11 protein-coding genes are annotated in these 17,522 nt (G+C 66.1%); 2 read left to right on the top strand and 9 right to left on the bottom strand.

Features of this window, described 5'->3' with window-relative positions:
* The first annotated feature begins 286 nt into the window (after nucleotides 1-286).
* Together GGR62_RS06670 and GGR62_RS06665 are read left to right on the top strand one after the other, a co-directional pair.
* Nucleotides 287-1,351 (top strand): N(4)-(beta-N-acetylglucosaminyl)-L-asparaginase, encoded by a 1,065-nt coding sequence (locus GGR62_RS06670; RefSeq protein WP_184407140.1) that lies wholly within the window; start codon nucleotides 287-289, stop codon nucleotides 1,349-1,351.
* 5 nt (nucleotides 1,352-1,356) lie between these two features.
* Nucleotides 1,357-2,079 (top strand): copper homeostasis protein CutC, encoded by a 723-nt coding sequence (locus GGR62_RS06665; protein WP_260305627.1) that lies wholly within the window; start codon nucleotides 1,357-1,359, stop codon nucleotides 2,077-2,079.
* Between the two features lie 621 nt (nucleotides 2,080-2,700).
* Here GGR62_RS06665 and GGR62_RS06660 read toward each other — a convergent pair.
* The 9 genes from GGR62_RS06660 to GGR62_RS06620 all read right to left on the bottom strand — a co-directional run bounded on the left by GGR62_RS06660 (nucleotide 2,701) and on the right by GGR62_RS06620 (nucleotide 17,462).
* Nucleotides 2,701-3,810 (bottom strand): sialidase family protein, encoded by a 1,110-nt coding sequence (locus GGR62_RS06660; RefSeq protein ID WP_184407138.1) that lies wholly within the window; start codon nucleotides 3,808-3,810, stop codon nucleotides 2,701-2,703.
* 842 nt (nucleotides 3,811-4,652) lie between these two features.
* Nucleotides 4,653-4,868 carry a hypothetical protein gene (locus tag GGR62_RS06655; RefSeq protein WP_184407137.1) on the bottom strand — a complete coding sequence of 72 codons (216 nt, stop codon included), beginning with the start codon at nucleotides 4,866-4,868 and terminating at the stop codon, nucleotides 4,653-4,655.
* A 543-nt stretch (nucleotides 4,869-5,411) separates the two neighbouring features.
* Entirely contained in the window at nucleotides 5,412-7,253 is a 1,842-nt protein-coding gene (locus GGR62_RS06650; RefSeq protein WP_184407136.1) for a beta-galactosidase family protein, read from the bottom strand.
* Nucleotides 7,254-7,429: 176 nt separating this feature from the next.
* Entirely contained in the window at nucleotides 7,430-9,772 is a 2,343-nt protein-coding gene (locus GGR62_RS06645) for a GH92 family glycosyl hydrolase (protein ID WP_184407135.1), read from the bottom strand.
* Between the two features lie 148 nt (nucleotides 9,773-9,920).
* Nucleotides 9,921-11,384, bottom strand: a complete 1,464-nt coding sequence (locus GGR62_RS06640) for a glycoside hydrolase family 125 protein (RefSeq protein ID WP_184407134.1) — start codon at nucleotides 11,382-11,384, stop codon at nucleotides 9,921-9,923.
* Between the two features lie 468 nt (nucleotides 11,385-11,852).
* Entirely contained in the window at nucleotides 11,853-13,277 is a 1,425-nt protein-coding gene (locus GGR62_RS06635) for a 6-phospho-beta-glucosidase (RefSeq protein ID WP_184407133.1), read from the bottom strand.
* Nucleotides 13,274-14,191 (bottom strand): carbohydrate kinase family protein, encoded by a 918-nt coding sequence (locus GGR62_RS06630; RefSeq protein WP_184407223.1) that lies wholly within the window; start codon nucleotides 14,189-14,191, stop codon nucleotides 13,274-13,276. Before GGR62_RS06630 ends, GGR62_RS06635 begins: the two co-directional genes overlap by 4 nt.
* Complete coding sequence (locus GGR62_RS06625) at nucleotides 14,188-15,555, bottom strand: APC family permease (protein WP_184407132.1); 1,368 nt, start codon at nucleotides 15,553-15,555, stop codon at nucleotides 14,188-14,190. Before GGR62_RS06625 ends, GGR62_RS06630 begins: the two co-directional genes overlap by 4 nt.
* On the bottom strand, nucleotides 15,549-17,462 hold the full coding sequence (locus tag GGR62_RS06620) for a beta-galactosidase (RefSeq protein ID WP_184407131.1): 1,914 nt from the start codon (nucleotides 17,460-17,462) through the stop codon (nucleotides 15,549-15,551). Before GGR62_RS06620 ends, GGR62_RS06625 begins: the two co-directional genes overlap by 7 nt.
* Between the last annotated feature and the right edge of the window lie 60 nt (nucleotides 17,463-17,522).

The raw sequence follows: 17,522 nt of genomic DNA, 5'->3' as shown, positions 1-17,522 counted from the left end.
AGTGACGGGGACGTACGGCGACGATGCTGCAATGGCAGTGCGGTGGAAGTGCGATGCAATGTCGCACTCGCATGATCTCGGCTCTCCACTGCATCGTGCGATGAAGGCGATCAAGCCCCCGGAAGGCGAAACGCCTTTCATCCTCCGCCGCCGGCACAGCCTGCGTTGTGCGTGGATCCGCATCGGTGGATGCCGCAAGGCGGTTTATCCGCACGCGCGGCTGTCGCATGATGGGCGCTGCTGCCGTGTGATGCGGCTACCCGTTTTCGTCATGGAGTTCGCCCGGATGATCCAACGTCGTCACTTCCTCAAGAGCGCCACGCTTGGCGCGCTCGCTTCTGGTCTGGCTGGCTGGGGCGCACGCGCGCAGGCGGCCGTCGGCGCCGGCAGCAGCGGCCGGGTCGCGGCGCTGCCGCGCGGTGGGGCGCGGGTGATTTCCACCTGGGATTTCGGCATTGCGGCCAATCAGGAAGCCTGGAAGATCCTCAGCACCGGCGGCATTGCGCTGGACGCGGTGGAAGCCGGCGTACGCGTGCCCGAGGCAGATCCGAACAATCCCACCGTGGGCCTGGGCGGCTATCCCGACCGCGACGGGCGGGTGACGCTGGATGCCTGCATCATGGATCACCTCGGCAACTGCGGGTCGGTGGCGGCGCTCGAAGATGTGGTGCATGCCATCTCGGTGGCGCGGGCGGTGATGGAAAAAACCCCGCACGTGATGCTGGTTGGCGATGGTGCGCGCCAGTTCGCGCTGGAGCAGGGCTTTCCGAAAACCAAGCTGCTCACCCCCAGTTCGGAGGCGGCCTGGAAGCAGTGGTTGAAGACCTCGAAGTATTCGCCGGAAGCCAATGTCGAGAACCGCGCCTGGCGCGATGCCAAATTGCCGGGCGGCAAGGACAACCACGACACCATCGGCATGCTGGCACTGGATGCGCACGGCAACCTGTCCGGTGCGTGCACCACCAGTGGCATGGCGTGGAAGATGCATGGCCGCGTCGGCGATAGCCCGATCATCGGTGCCGGCCTGTACGTGGACAACGAAGTGGGCGGTGCGACCTCGACCGGTGTGGGCGAGGAAGTGATCCGCAACGTCGGCAGTTTTGCGGTGGTGGAAATGATGCGTCAGGGCAAATCGCCTGCCGATGCCTGCCGCGAGGTGGTGATGCGGCTGATACGTCGCAAGCCCGAACTCACCCGCACCTTGCAGGTTGGGTTTCTGGCGATGAACAAGCGCGGTGACGTCGGCGCGTTCGCAATCCAGAAAGGCTTCAGTTACACGGTATGCGATGCGCAGCGTCAGGATCTGTTGGTGCCCGGCGAAAGCCACTACACCACCGAGCCTGCCGCGTGAGCGTGCTGGGACTGGAAGTGGCTGCCGATTCGGTGGGCTCGGCACTGGCCGCGCAGGACGGCGGTGCGCTGCGCGTGGAACTGTGCGGCGGACTGGATGGCGGCGGGCTGACGCCCTCGTTCGGCACGCTGGCGGTGGTGCGTGAGCGGCTGCAGATTCCGCTGTATGTATTGATCCGCCCGCGGGTGGGCGACTTTGTGTTCAATGCCGACGAAGTCGAGGCGATGCGCCGGGATGTGGAGCAATGCGTGCGGCTGGGCTGCGATGGCGTGGTGCTGGGCGCGCTGGATCCGCAGGGGCAGGTCGATATGGCCACGATGCGCGTGTTGATCGCCGCCGCCGGATCGCTCGGTGTGACCTTCCACCGTGCGATCGACGTCAGCGCCGATCCGTCGCGGGTCCTGGAAGATGCGATCGCATTGGGGTGCGAGCGCGTGCTGACGTCGGGTGCGCGTGCGAGCGCGCTGGAAGGTAGCGACACCATCGCGGCACTGGTGCGCCAGGCGGGCGCGCGCATCAGCATCATGCCGGGCGCCGGTGTCTCCGAAAGCAATGTGCTTGCACTGCGTGCCAACACCGGTGCGCGCGAATTTCATGCCTCCTCACGTGGGCCGGTTGCGGCGCAGGTGCATGCGCGGCATGCCTATATCACCGATCTGGGCGGCGATTACCAACAGACCGATGTGGCGCGTGTGCGGCGGATTGTGGGGTTGTTGCAGGGGACGTGAGGCCTAGAGCGGCAGATCTGCTGCTCGGCTGCAAGGCCCTTGCCCGTCCACCATCGCGGGACACGCAGCAAGTACGTCCATGTAGCTCTTACACGGCATCCATGCCGCGTAAGGTCCCGCGACGGTGGGCGGGCAAGGACCAGTCGAGATGGTCGGCATGCATGGGTTTAAACACAGCAACCAGCGGAGTCTCTGGTGCGGTGTCCTCGCCGCTTGCGGGACCGTGTGGCGGCATGGATGCCGCCACCGAGCCCCCAGGGATGGGTTCACGGCGTGTCCCGCGAGCGGTGAGGCACCGCGCCCTCGACACTGTGAGTTTGCTGCAGGGCCCTTGCCCGCTCACCATCGCGGGACACGCTGCAAGTACGTCCTTGTAAGCTCTTACGCGGCATCCATGCCGCGTAAGGTCCCGCGACGGTGAGCGGGCAAGGACCGGTCGAGATGGTCGGTGTGCATGTTTTTCAACAAAGCAGCCAGCAAATTTTCTGGTGCGGTGTCCTCGCCGCGCCCTCGGCTCACTGAGCTTCTGACTGCACCTGAACAACGCTTTGCTTCGAAACTTCGGTTGTTTTGTGTCTTCCCGGCATGTCCCACGAGCGGCGAGGACACCGTGCACTCGACTTATTCCGGACTGTGCAGCCGTGGCTGTGGCGTTTTGCCATCCGCGTTGCTGCCAAGTCGCACCGGATCGATCACGACATGCTTGATGCGCTGGCGCTTCCAGGTATAGCTGATGTGGACCAGCCCATCGCGGGTCTGGATCACGGCTGGATACGAAAATTCGTCCTTGGCGCTGTCTTCCAGCGTGAGCACGCGCTGCCAATGCACGCCGTCATCCGATAGCGCGACGGCCAGGGTGCCGCGGCCGTCCCACCAGTCCTTGCCGGCGATGCCGGGGTTGTAGACCAGCAGGGCACGGCCGTCGCGCAGCATCACGGCGTCGGTGCCGCTGTTGGGATTGTCCACATCCAGCAACTGCATCGGTTGCCAACGCTGGCCGCCGTCATGTGAGAACGTGCTGAAAAGTTTGTTCTGCTGGCTGCGGCCGAGTGCCTGCACGCGGCCATCGGCGTGCACCAATAGGCTGGGCTGGATCGCACCGATCACCGCCGGGTCGTTGAGCGGCATGCCGCGTTGCCAATGCGCGCCATCGTCGTCGCTCCATTCCAGATGCGCGCGCCAGCCACGGTCTTCGCTGCTGCTGGGTGACAGGATGCGGCCGTTCGGTAGCTGTATCGGCTTGTTCTTGATGGGGCCGAGAATGCCGTCGGGCAGACGCTGCGGCGGCGACCAGTGCGCGCCGTCATCAGATGAGGTGATGCGCAGGCCCCACCACTGGCGGGGATTGGGGCCGAGCTTGTAGTAAAGCTGCACAGGCCCGGTGCTGGACTGAAACAGCACCGGATTCCACGCCGGCAGCGCCGTGCCGCCGGGACCTGCGTGTGCACCATCGGCGATGCGTCGCGGTGGCTGCCATTGTTGCGGGCCGCGTTGGGTGAGCCAGATACCGACATCGGCCGCACCTTCGTGCGCGCCACCGAACCAGGCTGCCAGCAGCGTGCCGTTGCGGGTTTCCAGCAGCGTGGAAGCATGTGCCTGCGGCGTCGGTGCCGGGTCGGCGATGAACTCGCTGAGCACGATGGGCGAGGGTGCCGGCGTGGGCGATCCAGCCTGGGCGGCGAAGCCGGCAACGCTGGCAACAAGGCAGGTCAGCAGACGAGGCAGATGCATCTGGGTCCAGTGCTGTGCGGATTCTTTAAAGATACCTCTTGATTATCTATTAAGAGCGGCTAACAAAACGACTTCGCGTCAGCCTACTGCAGGCCGGCTGATCTGCGGCCTGGCTGCAGGGCCCTTGCCCGCCCACCGTCGCGGGACACGCTGCAAGTACGTCCTTGTAAGCTCTTACGCGGCATCCATGCCGCGTAAGGTCCCGCGACGGTGGACGGGCAAGGACCAGTCGAGATGGTCGGCATGCATGGGTTTAAACACAGCAACCAGCGGAGTCTCTGGTGCGGTGTCCTCACCGCTTGCGGAACCGTGTGGCGGCATGGATGCCGCCACCGAGCCTACATGGACGTACTTGCGGCGTGTCCCGCCAGCAGTGAGGGCACCGCGCATTCGACCCACTCAGTGTTTGATCTGGACTTCTGACTGCATCCACCAACATACGGCCGACAAAGCCACTGCACTCACTGACAGGCGCTCGCCCGCCAGGTTTTGTTAGCTGCTCTAAATACTATATGCGCAGGTTAGCCCAGGCGGCCGCAGTCGCCGCGCACGGTGCATATACGCGAGTGCCAGTTGTTCAATAGCGGAGCTGGGGCGCGTTAATCGGTTCTTTCGCAGCGGCAATAGTGATGTAGCCAGATCCGATTGCTGAAACCAGCGCCTGCTTGCGCTTGCGCCGGTGTGCGTCTCGTTCTCGCCGTGCGGCGATAGATGGCGCGTTGCGTGCGGTTTGCTTCGATTCGGTATGCCACGTTCGTGTGGCGGCAGTGGGGCACTTTCTTTAGTGGGAGCATTCGCCCCGATCGGCGGATGACGGCGCTGGCTTGCAGCGCCGGTCACGCTCAGGCCGCGTTGTCGTCGCGCACCTGCGGCGGCAGCAGGATCTGCGGCTGCTTGGCCGAGTGGGTCTGGCACAGGAACGTCATCAGGTGTGCCGCTTCGATGCTGCCGATCGGTTGGCTGGGCGCGTGCTTGCTGTGGACGTGTTCGGCAAAGGCGTGCTGGGTCTGCTCCGGAACCGCGGAGACAAGGTCTTGCGTGACGGTGGACGACGACATGAAACGCTCCTGAAACTCACGAACTGACCGTCGCTCCATCGAACAACGGGAATGCGCCACTGTCTTCCACAACGGCGTGAGCCGGTGATCTTGCCTGGAATGCGATCCGTCCGATACCGCACAGGTCGCAGACGCTGCACGGCAGCGGATGTCCAGATAACGGCGGGCGCGCGCCAGTCTGAAGGCCTGTCGTGCTGGTGGCTGTCCTGGGTCTGCTCGCCAGTGGGTGCGAGGCGGGAGCGGCAGCGAACAAAGTGACCTGGATGACGCTGTCGCTGGGGCTGCATCGGCGGTGGCGTTCGGGCGGCATGGGGACTGCTTCGAGCGGTACAGCACCGGCGTGGCGCGGACACGTGACGGTTTTCAGGACGAAGGACGCCGGCCGCACGATCGAACCGAAGGGCGGGCACAGATCGTCGGCGTCGTGGCGTTGCCGCAGTCATCATCGAACGATGGCTTGGAAACAGCGCCGGCCCTGTCACGGCTGACGTCACAGTGCGCCGCCATCCACGCGACGGCGGCGCGCTGTGCCGGCCGTGGCCGTCATTCCGTCGGCTTGATCCACACCTGCTGTTTCAGCCCGCGCACGCTGGGTTTGGCGGTGCTGTCCAGGTCGAACACCACCACGGTGTTGTCGCCCTTGCGCTGGAACGGTGCGGGGAAATACAGCGCCCGTTGCGGGCCGATGTTCCAGTGGCGGCCGAGGTTGACGCCGTTGGCCCAGGTCACGCCCTTGCCGAAGGCGCGCATGTCCAGATAGGTGTCGGTGGGCGTGCCGATGCGCAGGCTGCCGCGATGGAAGGCCGGGCCTGCGACTGGCTTGTGGGTCCAGCCGCGCAGGCTGTCGGGCGAACGCATCGGCAGCGGGAAGGCCTGCCAGCCGGTGAGTTGCTGGTTGTCCAGCAGTACCGGGTCAACCAGGCCGGCGCGGCCGTCGGCCATGCGCGGGCCGTAGTTGATACGGCCGCTGTTTTCGACCAGGACATCCAGGGTGTGTTGGCCAGCCGGAATGTCCACGTCGGTGGCGACCTGTTGCAGCCGGCGTTCGACGCTGCCGACCGGTGTCTGGTCCAGATACACGCGTGCTACGTCGCGTACCTCGCCCAGGTACAGCGCGCCCTTGCGCGGGCCGGTGACGGTGGTGCGGTAGAGGATGTAGCCGTAATCCTGGCCGAAGTGTTCCATCGGCTGCGGGGTGTCGATGGCGATCGGGGCGGGCAGGTTGTCCCACAGCGAGGCGGATTCGCGCAGTTGCGTGTCCGGCAGGGCAGCGCTCGCGATCGGTGTCGGCAGCGCAGGCGGCTGCACGCCGGTGACGCGGGCGATGGCATCGCGCATCAGCGCGAACTTCGGCGTGGGATGGCCGGCTTCGTCGAGGATGGCGTCGTAGTCGTAGCTGGTGGTCTGCGGCGCGTAATGATCGCTGGGATTGCCCTGGAAATTGGCACCATTCATAAAGCCGAAACTGGTGCCGCCGATGAACATGTAGAGATTGGCCGAGTGGCCCTGGCGCAGGATCCATTCCAGTTCTTCGGTCTGCTGTTTGGCATCGGTGCTGGCGTGCGGCTTGCCCCAATGGTCGAACCAGCCGGCCCAGTATTCGCCGACCATGCGCGGTTGCTCGGGGCGGAACTTGATCAGTTTGTCGAAGGCGCTCTTGGCTTCGCCTGGCGCGAAGTTCACCACCGCCAAGGTGTTCGGCAAGGTGCCGTTGGCGAGCATGTCGGCACCGTCGGAGGTGAACAGCAGCGCCTTGTCGAAGCCTGCCTTGACGAACATGGCGCGGTTATCGGCCATGTAGGCATGGTCGTCGTCGTAGGAGCCGTATTCGTTCTCCACCTGCACGGCGATGATCGGGCCGCCGTTGTGGTTGAGCAGCGGTTGTACCTGCTTTGCCACCGCATCCAGGTACGCCTGGCTGGCGGCGAGAAAGCGCGGGTCGCGGCTGCGCACGCGGATGTTGTCCTTGCCGAACAACCACGCCGGATAACCACCGGCTTCCCATTCGGCGCAGGCGTAGGGGCCGGGGCGCAGGATGACGTTGAGGCCTTGCGCGGCGGCTTCGCGCACGAACGCGGCCACATCGTTGTTGCCGGTGAAATCGAACTGGCCTTGCTGCGGCTCGACCAGGTTCCAGAACACGTAGGTTTCCACCGTGTTCAAGCCGAGCGCGCGTGCTTTCTGCAGGCGATCCTTCCAGTACGCGCGTGGAATGCGCTGGAAATGGATGGCGCCGGAGAGGAGTTGATACGGCTTGCCGTCGCGCACGAACTGGGTGCCTTGCGTGCCGACGCTGGGCCAGCGCTCGGTGTCGGCGGCAATGGCGGTGACGGGAAGCGCGAACGCGAGGGCCAGGACGAGGGGGCTGAGGGTGGTGCGCAACATGGGCGATTCTCGGCGGTGACGAGTGACTGGTGACACGCGTGGTGGATGGGGTTTTGCTTGGGTTGGGGTGCGGGTTGGCCCTCATCCGCCCTTCGGGCACCTTCTCCCGCTTGCGGGAGAAGGAAACAACAAGCCCCCCGCTTGCCGGGGGGCAAGATGCTTGGAGCGTGCGTCGTTTACGCGAACGACGGTGGCAGGTCCTCCTTGTTGGCACCGAAGGCCAGGTTCGGTGTTGCGCCCATGCTGAATTCCAGCGTGCCGCCTGCGGCCAGATCGGCGTGGCGCAGCCAGGCGCGGTTGATCGGTTTGCCGTTCCATTTCAGCGATTGCACGTAGACGTTCTGCGCGCTGGTGTCGTTGGCGACGATGCGCAGGGTATGGCCGTTGCCGACATCGAGTTCTGCGCGCTTGAACAACGGGCTGCCAACGATGTAGTTGCCGCTGACCGGATCCACCGCATACAGCCCCAGCGCGCTGAGTACGAACCACGCGCTCATCTGCCCGCAGTCTTCATTGCCGGACAGGCCATTGCGCGCGTCGTGGTACTGCTCGCGCAACAGCCGGCGCACCATCGCCTGGGTCTTGTACGGTTGGCCGGCGTAGGCGAACAGATACGCCACGTGATGGCTGGGTTCGTTGCCGTGCGCGTACTGGCCGACCAGTCCGTCGATATCCGGCGGCGCATCGGCGGGCAGTTCCGAGCTGGTGGAAAACAGTTCGTCCAATTTGGCAACGAAACCGTCGCGGCCGCCGTACAAATCCATGTAGCCGTACAGGTCGTGCTGGTTGAGGAAGGTGGCCTGCCAGGCGTTGGATTCGGTGAAATCGCGCCACTTGGCAATGTGGCCCATGCCGCGTGGGTCGAAGGGTTTGGCCCAGTTGCCGTCTTCCAGGCGCGCCTGCACAAAGCCGCTGTCGCGGTTGAACACGTTGTGGTAATTGCGCGAGCGCTTGCGCAGTGCGCGTGCATCGTCGGTGGCACCGGCGGCTTGCGCCAGATGCGCGCAGGCCCAGTCGTCGTAGGCGTATTCCAGTGTGCGGCTGACCGCTTCGTCCACCTTGTCGGCGGGGATGTAACCAAGTTTGCGGTAGTAGCCAAGACCGTGGGTGGTGTCGTCCATCGCGCGCTTGCGGTACGCCGGCCATGCGGCTTTGTAGTCGATGCCGGTGAAACCCTTGGCATGCGCTTCTGCCAGCACCACTGCCGAGTGGTAGCCGATCATGCAGCCGGTTTCTACACCTTGCAGCGGCCAGATGCCCACGCCGTCCGGGCATTCGTTGGCGCCGCGCACCAGGCATTGCATCAGGTCCGGCACGCGCTCGGGTTGCACCAGGGTCAGCAAGGGATGCAGTGCGCGGTAGGTGTCCCACAGCGAATAGGTGCTGTAGTTGTGATAACCCTTGGGCAACGAATGGATCTTCAGATCCATGCCGCGATAGCGGCCGTCCACGTCGCTGAAGAGCGTCGGCGCAAGCAGGCTGTGATACAGCCCGGTGTAGAAGATGCGGCGTTGCGCGTCGTCATCGCTGTCGATGCGCACGCGTGCGAGTTCTTTTTCCCAGGCGGCCACGGCTTGCGCGTGCACACGGGCGAAGTCGAAGTCGGGCAGTTCCGCATCCAGGTTGGCCAACGCGTTGTCGGCGCTGACGGCCGAGATGCCGACCTTGATCAGCAGCGGTGCGTCGGATGCATCCGGGTAATGCAGTGCGGCCTTGAGATGCGCGCCGTCGATGCTGCGCGTGCCTGCGGCCAGCGGTTGGTCTTCGTTGTACAACTGCACGCGCTTGAAGGGGCGCGACAGGCGCATGGCGAAATAGATGTAGCGCCCCTGCGCCCATTGATAGACGCGCCGTCCGCCGGTGAGCGTACGGTCGTCGACCACGCGCAGCTGTGCGTCGGTGATGCGGGTGGGGATGCCGGGTTTGTCCTGCATGCCATGGCAGAGATCCAGGAGCACATGCGCCGGCTTGCCCTTGGGAAAGTGATAACGGTGCAGGCCTGCGCGCGCGGTGGCGGTGAGTTCGGCATGCACGCCGCTGTCCTTGAGCCGCACGCGGTAGTAACCGGGCGAGGCGGCTTCATCGCTATGGTCGTAGCGCGAGCGGTAGCCAGTGTCTGGCGCGTCGAGTGCGCCCGGTACCAGCTTCACCTCGCCGGTGGCGGGCACCAGCAGGAAGTCCAGCATGTCGCCGATGCCGGTGCCGGACAGATGCGTATGCGAAAAACCCATGATCGAGCCGTCGGACTCGTGGTAGCCGGAGCATGAATCCCACACCGCGTTGTAGGTGTCCGGGCTCAGCTGCACCATGCCGAACGGCAGCGTCGCGCCGGGGAAAGTGTGGCCATGGCCGCCGGTGCCGATGAAGACATCGACGTGGCGGGTGAGGTCGGCGCGGGTGCGCGCATCGGCCGGGAGTGCGTAGTTGCCTGCGCGTGCGCGGGCTAGCCCGGAGAGACCGGCGCTACCGAACAGTGCCGCTGCGATGGCGCCTTGAAGAAAACCGCGTCGTGTTGCCATGGGTGTTTGCTCTCGGAAATCATGGGCCGGTGCGGGAGCGCCCTCATCCGCCCTTCGGGCACCTTCTCCCGTAGGCGGGAGAAGGACAGGGGTCAGGCGCGACGCACGGGATCGGGAGAAGGACAGGGGTCAGGCGCGACGCACGGGATCAGGCGCTGCGCAGCAGCTGGGGTTTGCGTTGGTGCAGGTCGATGATCAGTTCGCCGAACAAGGTGTTGGCCCAGGCGAACCAGTCGCGGGTGAAGGTGCTCGGGTTGTCCTTGTCGAAGGCTTCATGCATGAAGCCGGTGCCGGCATGGGTGGTTTTCAGCCATTGCAGGCATTGGCGCAGTTGTGCATCGTCGTCGCTGACCAGCGCGTACTGGATGATCGACATCGGCCAGATCGTGCCCATGCCGCTGTGCGGGCTGCCGACGCCCTCGGCCGCGCGGCCGCGCGAGAAATACGGGTTGCGTTCGCTCCAGGCCAGCTGGCGGGTGCGCAGGAACACCGGGTCGGCACGATCGCAGCAGCCCAGGTAGGCCAGGCTGAGCAGGCCGGGCGCGTTGGCGTCGTCGATGAACAACTGGTTGCCGAAGCCGTCCACTTCGAAGGCCCAATACGCCTGCCCGTCGCTGTCGCGCAGTTGGCCGAACTGGCGTGTTGCGGTTTCCACTTCATCGGCCAGCGCGGTGCAGTCGGCGGCGAAATCGGCATCGCGATGCAATGCGGTGCTCATCGTCGCCAGTTGGCGCAACGAGGCCACTGCGAACAGATTGGCCGGCACGAACAACGGAAACACGCAGGCATCGTCGGAGGGGCGGAACATCGAGTGGATCATGCCGTTGGGCCGGGTCGGCTGGCCGTAGCCTTCCAGCACCAGGGTTTCGGTCGCCAGCGGCGAGGGGCGCTGGAACACGTAGGGGCCGCGGTTGTCCTTGCGCTGCTGCTCGCGGAAGGTCTTGACCACCACATGCATGGCCGCGCGCCAGTCGTCGTCGAACGGTGCCGCATCGCCGGTAGCGCGCCAGTATTCGTGCGCGATGCGGATCGGGTAGCACAACGAATCGATTTCCCACTTGCGCTCGCCCACGCCGGGCTTCATCTCGGTGATGTCGTTGAGCGACCACTTCAGGCGCTGGGTCTGGCCATCGGGCAGGAAAGCGTTGGCATACGGGTCGAGCCGGATGCAGGCGGCCTGGCGTTGGATCAGCCCATGGAACATGCGCCGCAAGCCGGGATCGCGCTTGGCCAGCGGCACGTACGGGTGTACCTGCGCGGAGGAATCGCGCAGCCACATCGCATGGATGTCGCCGGTAATGACGAAGGTGTCCGGCTTGCCGTTGCGGGTGCCGGTTTCCACCGTGGTGTCGAGCGTGTTGGGGTAGCAGTTCTCGAACAGCCAGGCCAGTTCGGGGTCGGCGATGCGCGCCTTGATCTGCAGGATCTGCTGCTCGACCGCCTTGCTGACGAAGCGGCGCTGCGCCTTGGGCGGGCGCTTGCTGACGAAGCTGCCAGTGGCCGTGGAGCTGCCGGCGGCGGGCGCGGCCGCGAAGGCGGGCAGTGCGCCGGCAAGCAGGCCGGCGCCTGCGCTGGCACCGAGCAACTGGAGGATGTCGCGGCGGGTGTGCATGACCTGAAGGCTCCTTGGATTCGGCATGAGGTCTGCATCACCGGCACCGCTCCCTCAGCCGCGCGACACGCCGGCTGGTGATGAGACCTATGCATGACCAATTTCCGATGACCATACAACGTGTACGCCGAATGTGCATAGTGCGCCCGCACAATTCGGCGTCGTATGCGTGGGCTGCGGCTGTGGCGGCTTCTCCAGGTCACCGCGGTTGCGCGGACAACGCCTGCTCGCCGTGCAATGCCGTTGCCATGGACAGCGGTAACGACGCCCGCAAGCGGGTGCAACGCAGACCGGCCTGCTGATGGGCACCGCGCGTGCGGCTCCGCGCTGAACACGCTGCTGGCGACGTCCTCGACGGTGCGGGGATGAGGGTGGCCGGGGGCGTCGGGCCTGCATGCCGAGCGCGGCTGCAAGTGGAGTGCGCTCCGAACAGGCGTCTCGCCAATACGCGACGCCCCGGTCCACCGATCACCCGGCTGCCTGCGCACGCCAATGCGCCGGACCTGCGCAGTGGCCATCGTCGTGCTCATGCCCGAACAATGCATCCAACAGGCGCCGCGCCGGGCTCCATTCGCCGATCGCCGGATGGATCAGCATGGCCTTGCAGGCGTCCAGGTGGCTACCGCTCAGCGCCGCCTCGATCGCGGCGTGCTCGTAGGCCTTGAACGAGCGCACCAGCCCCTGCACTGCGCTGGGCAGCGGCGCGGCCGGGATCGGCACGATGCGGTCGCGGTCGATGTCGGCGGCGATTTCCACGATGTCGTCGTCGGCCAGCTCAGCCATCGCGCCCTGGTTGCGCACATTGACCACGTGCCGGCTGGGGCGGGCGCCGGTCAGGGCGCTCATCACGTCCACGGCGATGCGGTGATAGCCGGTGCTGGCACGGAACGGGTCCGGCTGCGGCGCCAGGTCCGGCGCGAACGCCGAGCCGGCCTCGGCCTCCAGCTTCATGTACGAGCCGGAGCGCTGCGCCAGGTAGGCGGCATAGGTCTGCACCGCGCCGGTGGTGTCGCCGGCCTCCAGGCGGCTGCGCAGGTCGCCGACCAGGCTGCGGTTGAGCCGCTCGATCTCGCCACCGCGGCTGGCCCCGCTGGCGCGCTGGTTATCCAGCGCGCGGCGGCGTTCGTAGAAGAAATACAGGTACTCGGTGGGGATCAAGCGCAGCGCACGCAGCATGTCGAAGTCGAACAACGGCGCCAGGTACAGCTGACGCAGGATGGCGTCGTCGGCGAGCACGCGGTCGATGACGTCCACGCCGCGCACGCGCACCGCGCGGATCCAGCCCAGGTGGTTGAGGCCGACGTATTCGCATTCCACATCGGCGGCCGGCTCGCCGAGCGCGCGCGCAATGTTGTGGAACAACTCCACCGGCGTGTCGCAGATGCCGACCACGCGTGCGCGGGTGTGCGCGCTGATGGCCTGGGTGATTAGCCCGGCCGGGTTGGTGAAGCTGACCAGCCAGGCGTCCGGGCTCAGCCGCTCAATCATGCGCGCCTGTTCGATCGCCACCGGCACCGTGCGCAAGGCCTTGGCCACGCCGCCGGGGCCGGTAGTTTCCTGGCCGGAATAACCGTGGCCGATGATGGTCTGCTCGTCGGAGGCGCGCTGGGCGATGCCGCCGACGCGGATGCTGTTGAGCACGAAATGCGCGCCTTCGATCGCTGCCTCCAGCGATGGCGCGGCGTGCACCTGCAGTGCGCCACCGGACTCGGCGACGATGGCGCGGCCCATCGCCACCATCAGCGCCAGGCGCTCCTGGTCGGGGTCGTACAGCACGATCTCGCGCGCGCCCAGCGCTTCGGCGGCTTCGTTGACGCCGTACACCACCAATGGCGTGCGTACGCCGCCGCCGCCGATCAGGGTCAGCTTGCGATTGTCGACAGAACTGCTCATGGAACGTCCTCGTGTGTGGGGGGAGAGAGTTGAAACAGACCGTCCAGCGCGCCGAGTGCGCTGCAGCACGCCGCGCCGCTGCGGCAGCCTTGCTGCGCGCAGGCATCCAGTGGCTGGCCGTGCAGGCGCGCGGCGAGAAATCCGGCATCGAAGGCATCGCCGGCGCCGGTGGTGTCGCGCACCTGCACGGCGGGCGCGGCGATCGGGCGCGCGCCGGCAGCGTCGATCACCATCGCGCCGCTGGCGCCGAGCTTGATCACCGTCTGGCGCAGGCCGAGCGCGTGCGCCCAGGCCAGGCAGGCATCGGCGCCGTCGCCGCAGCCCATCAGTGCGGCTTCCTTCTGGTTGGGCAAAAACCAGCTCACCGCACGGCAGGTGGGGTGATTGGCCGGGTCGGTGAGCCATGCCGGGCTGAAGCCGACGTCCAGCGAGGTGGTGCAGCCGGCGCGTGCCAGCTGCGGCAACACCACACGCGCCAACTCTGCTGGCAGCGGCATTGCGAAATGCACATGCGCTGCTGCGCACAGCGTGGCGATGACGTCTTCGCGCAACAGCAGCGTGCCCAGCTCGGCATTGGCGCCGGCATAGGTGAAGAACGAACGGTCTTCCTGCAGCGACACGCTGGTGGTCACGCCGGTACCGGCTTCCGAGTCGATCAAACCCTCGGCCGAGACACCGAACTCGCCCAAACGTCGTTCGAACAACGGACGGTCCTGCGCACCGATCGCGCCGATCACGCGCACATTGCAACCCAGCCGCGCCAGCGCGCAGGCGGTGATGAGGGTGCCGCCGCCGAGTTCACGCGTGTAATGGCGCGCAAGCGCTTCTTCGCCCGGCGCCGGCCAGCGTTCGAAGCCGGCGAAGATGTGGTCCAGATAGACCTCGCCGACCACCATGAGTTGCGCCGTGTTCATTGCAGCTGGAATGGCCATGCGCGCTCCCTCCTCGCCTGGATCAGATACAACGCGCTGCCCACGCACAGCGCCAGCACGGCGGCGAGCAGGCGCCGTCCCGGGCTGGTCGCCAGCAGATACAGCCAGCCGAACACACTGATCAACAGCGGCCACGGGTACAGCGGCATTGCAAAGGCACGCCGACGGCGCTTGCGTCGCAACAGCACCACTGCCAGGCATTGCGCCAGAAACTGGAACAGGATCTGGATGATCATCAAGGTGGCGATCAGATCGTCCAGCGTCAGCAGGCAGGCCAACGCCGAGGTCGCACCGACGAACAGCAGCGACACGGTGGGAAACCCGCCGCGCGGATGCAGCCGCGCAAACACGCTGAAGAACTGCCCGGCCGCCGCGGCCGCATACGGCACCCGCGAGTAGCCCAACTGCACCACCAGCGCCGAGCCCCAACTGGCCAGCACGATCAGCGCCACCGCCACGGTGCTGCCGATGGGGCCATAGATGGCCTGCATGAAGTCGGCGATCACCGCCTTGGAGTGCGCGGCCTGTTGCCACGGCAATACGCCGAGCAAGGTGATGTTGAGGCCCAGATACAGCAGCGCCACGATCGGGATCGAGATCAGCACCGCGCGCGGGATCGTGCGGCGCGGCTTGCGGATTTCGCCGCCGAGCATGCACACGTTGTTGTAGCCGCCATAGTCGTAGACCGCGATCAACGCCACCGCACCGAAACCCAGCCAAAATCCATGCGGCGACGCGGGACGCGCGTGCAAGAATGCCGACGCGATGCCGACATCGAAGTGCAGCACGCCGCTGCCGATGATCCACACGCAGGCGCCGATCACCACCGCACTGACCAGCAGCGACAGCAACTGCACCGAGCGCACCTTGCGATACAGCAGCAGCGTGTTGAACGCGCATAGCGCCATCGCAATGGCGGTGAGTTGGGTGTGGCCCAGCGCCGGCATCAGGAACGCCAGGTATTGCACGCAGCCCACTGCGGCAGAACCCACCGACAACGGTGCGGTCAGCAGCGTCTGCCACAGATACAGAAAGCCGAACAGCCGGCCCCAGCGCTCGCGGCCGTAGGCTTCGCGCAGATAGTGATACGGCCCGCCGGAGCGGGGAATCGCCGCGCCCAGTTCGGCCCACACCAGCCCATCGCACAGGCACAACAGCGCGCCGGCGACCCAGCCGACCAACACTGCCGGCCCGGCCAGCGCCGACAACGCCAGCGGGATGGTGATGAACGGGCCGATGCCGATCATGTTGAGCAGGTTGGCCGACAGCGCGCTCCAGAACCCGAGCGTGCGCGGCGGTGCCGAGGCCTGCGCGTGTTGCGCCAGCAGGGTGGGCGAGGTCAGCATGCGCAGGACGCTGCAGGTGCGACTGTCGCTGCGGCCGTTGCGCTGCGTGTCGAGCGCAGCCCGTCGGCGCAATGGATCGCGGTGGGCGCGAGCTGATGCAGATCCAGTACCAACACCGCGTTGTTGCCCGGGCGCAGCCACGCCCCAGGGCAGAACAGGCAGTGCTGCGGGCCGATGTCCCAATAGCGCCCGAGCAGATGTCCGTTGACCCACAGATAGCCTTTGCGCCACTGGCGCATGTCGAGGTAGAGATCGCCGGCTGTTTCCAGGTGCATGTCGGCCGCGAAGAACAGGCCGGGGCGCGTCGGTGGTTCTTGCAGCGGGCGTAGCGTGGGCGCGTTGTCGCCATCCAGCGGCAAGCCGTGCACCTGCCAATCGCGCAGCTCCTCGCCGTCCAGCTGCACCGGGCCGAGCAAGCCTTTCGCATCGCCCAGGGCCGGGCCGAAATTGATATGGCCAAAACTGTCCACCAGCACGTCCAGTGTGCGCGCGCTGGACGCGGCGCGCGGCAGCGTCAGCTGCGGGGTGCTGTTGAGGCGCGCGTGCTGCATGCGCGAGACGTGGCCGATCTCGTCGCCGTCGATGTGCACTGTCGCGTAATCGTGCACCTGCCCAAGATCCAGCTGCGTGCCGGCCGCGATACGGCGCCGGTACACCACCAATCCCAGGTTCTGCTTGAGCAGGGTCTGATTGTCGGCGGGCCGTGCGGTGTGCACCGGGCCGGCACCCAGGTTGTCCCAGAGCGTGGCGACCGGGTGTGCAGTGAACGATGCAAAGCGGGCGCGGGGCGGTGCGTCCGGGATCGCTGGCAGCGCAGTGCCGGTGTGCTGGGCGATGATCCGACGCAGCGCCATGTACGCAGGCGTGGCGCGGCCGCCTTCGTCGATCGGCGCGCTGTAGTCGTAGCTGGTCAGCGCAGGCTGGAATTGCGAACCATCGTCTTCGGCATTGGCACCGGCGCTCAGCCCGAAATTGCTGCCGCCGTGCACCACGTACAGATTGAACGAGTACCCGGCGGCCATCAGCTGCTGCAGCATCGGTGCGTAATCGCGCCGCGCGAACGCGTCCTCGCCCCAATGCGTCAGCCAACCCGGATAGCCTTCGGCCACCCAGACCGGTGCATCGCCTGCGAGCTGTGTTCCTTCGTGGAGTTCATTCAGATCGGCACCATCCAATCCCAGTGCAGCACCGGGAACATAGGCCTTGCGTCGACGCAGATCCTTCATGCCTTCGGCCAGTGAAAACGGGCCATCGATGCCGTGCGCGCGCCACAGCGCGGCCAATGCCTGCAGATAGCCCACGTCGCTGCCCTGCATGCTGTATTCGTTTTCGATCTGCAGCATCAGCACCGGCCCGCCGGCACTGGTCATCAACGGTGCGATGCGTGGCGCCACGACGCCGATGTAGCGCTGCACCGCCGCCATGTAACGGGCATCGTGTGCGTCGCGCAGGCGCATGCCCGGCTCGCGGAGCAGATACGCAGGCAAGCCGCCCAGCGTCCATTCCGCGCAGACGTACGGGCCGGGTCGCAGATACACCCACATGCCTTCCTGCTGGCAGAGCCGGATGAAGGCGACGAAGTCGCGTTCGCCGGTTTCGATATCGAACTGCCCCGGTTCGCGCTCGTACGCATTCCACATCAGATACAGCGCGATGGTGTTCAAGCCCATCGCCTTGGCCATGCGGATGCGGTGCAGCCAATCGGCACGCGCAATGCGCAGCGGATGCATCTCGCCGCTACGGATCTGCCACGCCTGCCGATCCAGCACGAACTGGCCGCGCTCGAATCCGAAGACATGTGGCCGGCCATCCGGTACCGGCGCACGGGGCGACGACAGCACCGCCGGCGCAGCCGCCAGACCGAACGGTGCGAGCAGGCCGAAGGTGCACAGGTTCCTGCGTTTCATCGTCTCTCCAACCAGGGTGGAAGGAACTGCCGCGCGGCATCGCGCTGCACGGCTGTGGCC

Origin of the sequence: Xanthomonas sp. 3075 (assembly GCF_014197275.1) — a bacterium.
Lineage (GTDB): Bacteria > Pseudomonadota > Gammaproteobacteria > Xanthomonadales > Xanthomonadaceae > Xanthomonas > Xanthomonas campestris_B.
Note: the sequence above shows the minus strand (reverse complement) of the source record. Positions and strands in the feature narration are given on the sequence as shown.

What these genes read in the sequence shown, in the direction of transcription:
- GGR62_RS06670 (WP_184407140.1), top strand. Translation starts at nt 287, where the DNA reads ATGATCCAACGTCGTCACTTCCTCAAGAGCGCCACGCTTGGCGCGCTC.
- GGR62_RS06660 (WP_184407138.1), bottom strand. Translation starts at nt 3,810, where the DNA reads ATGCATCTGCCTCGTCTGCTGACCTGCCTTGTTGCCAGCGTTGCCGGC.
- GGR62_RS06655 (WP_184407137.1), bottom strand. Translation starts at nt 4,868, where the DNA reads ATGTCGTCGTCCACCGTCACGCAAGACCTTGTCTCCGCGGTTCCGGAG.
- GGR62_RS06650 (WP_184407136.1), bottom strand. Translation starts at nt 7,253, where the DNA reads ATGTTGCGCACCACCCTCAGCCCCCTCGTCCTGGCCCTCGCGTTCGCG.
- GGR62_RS06645 (WP_184407135.1), bottom strand. Translation starts at nt 9,772, where the DNA reads ATGGCAACACGACGCGGTTTTCTTCAAGGCGCCATCGCAGCGGCACTG.
- GGR62_RS06640 (WP_184407134.1), bottom strand. Translation starts at nt 11,384, where the DNA reads ATGCACACCCGCCGCGACATCCTCCAGTTGCTCGGTGCCAGCGCAGGC.
- GGR62_RS06635 (WP_184407133.1), bottom strand. Translation starts at nt 13,277, where the DNA reads ATGAGCAGTTCTGTCGACAATCGCAAGCTGACCCTGATCGGCGGCGGC.
- GGR62_RS06630 (WP_184407223.1), bottom strand. Translation starts at nt 14,191, where the DNA reads ATGAACACGGCGCAACTCATGGTGGTCGGCGAGGTCTATCTGGACCAC.
- GGR62_RS06625 (WP_184407132.1), bottom strand. Translation starts at nt 15,555, where the DNA reads ATGCTGACCTCGCCCACCCTGCTGGCGCAACACGCGCAGGCCTCGGCA.
- GGR62_RS06620 (WP_184407131.1), bottom strand. Translation starts at nt 17,462, where the DNA reads ATGAAACGCAGGAACCTGTGCACCTTCGGCCTGCTCGCACCGTTCGGT.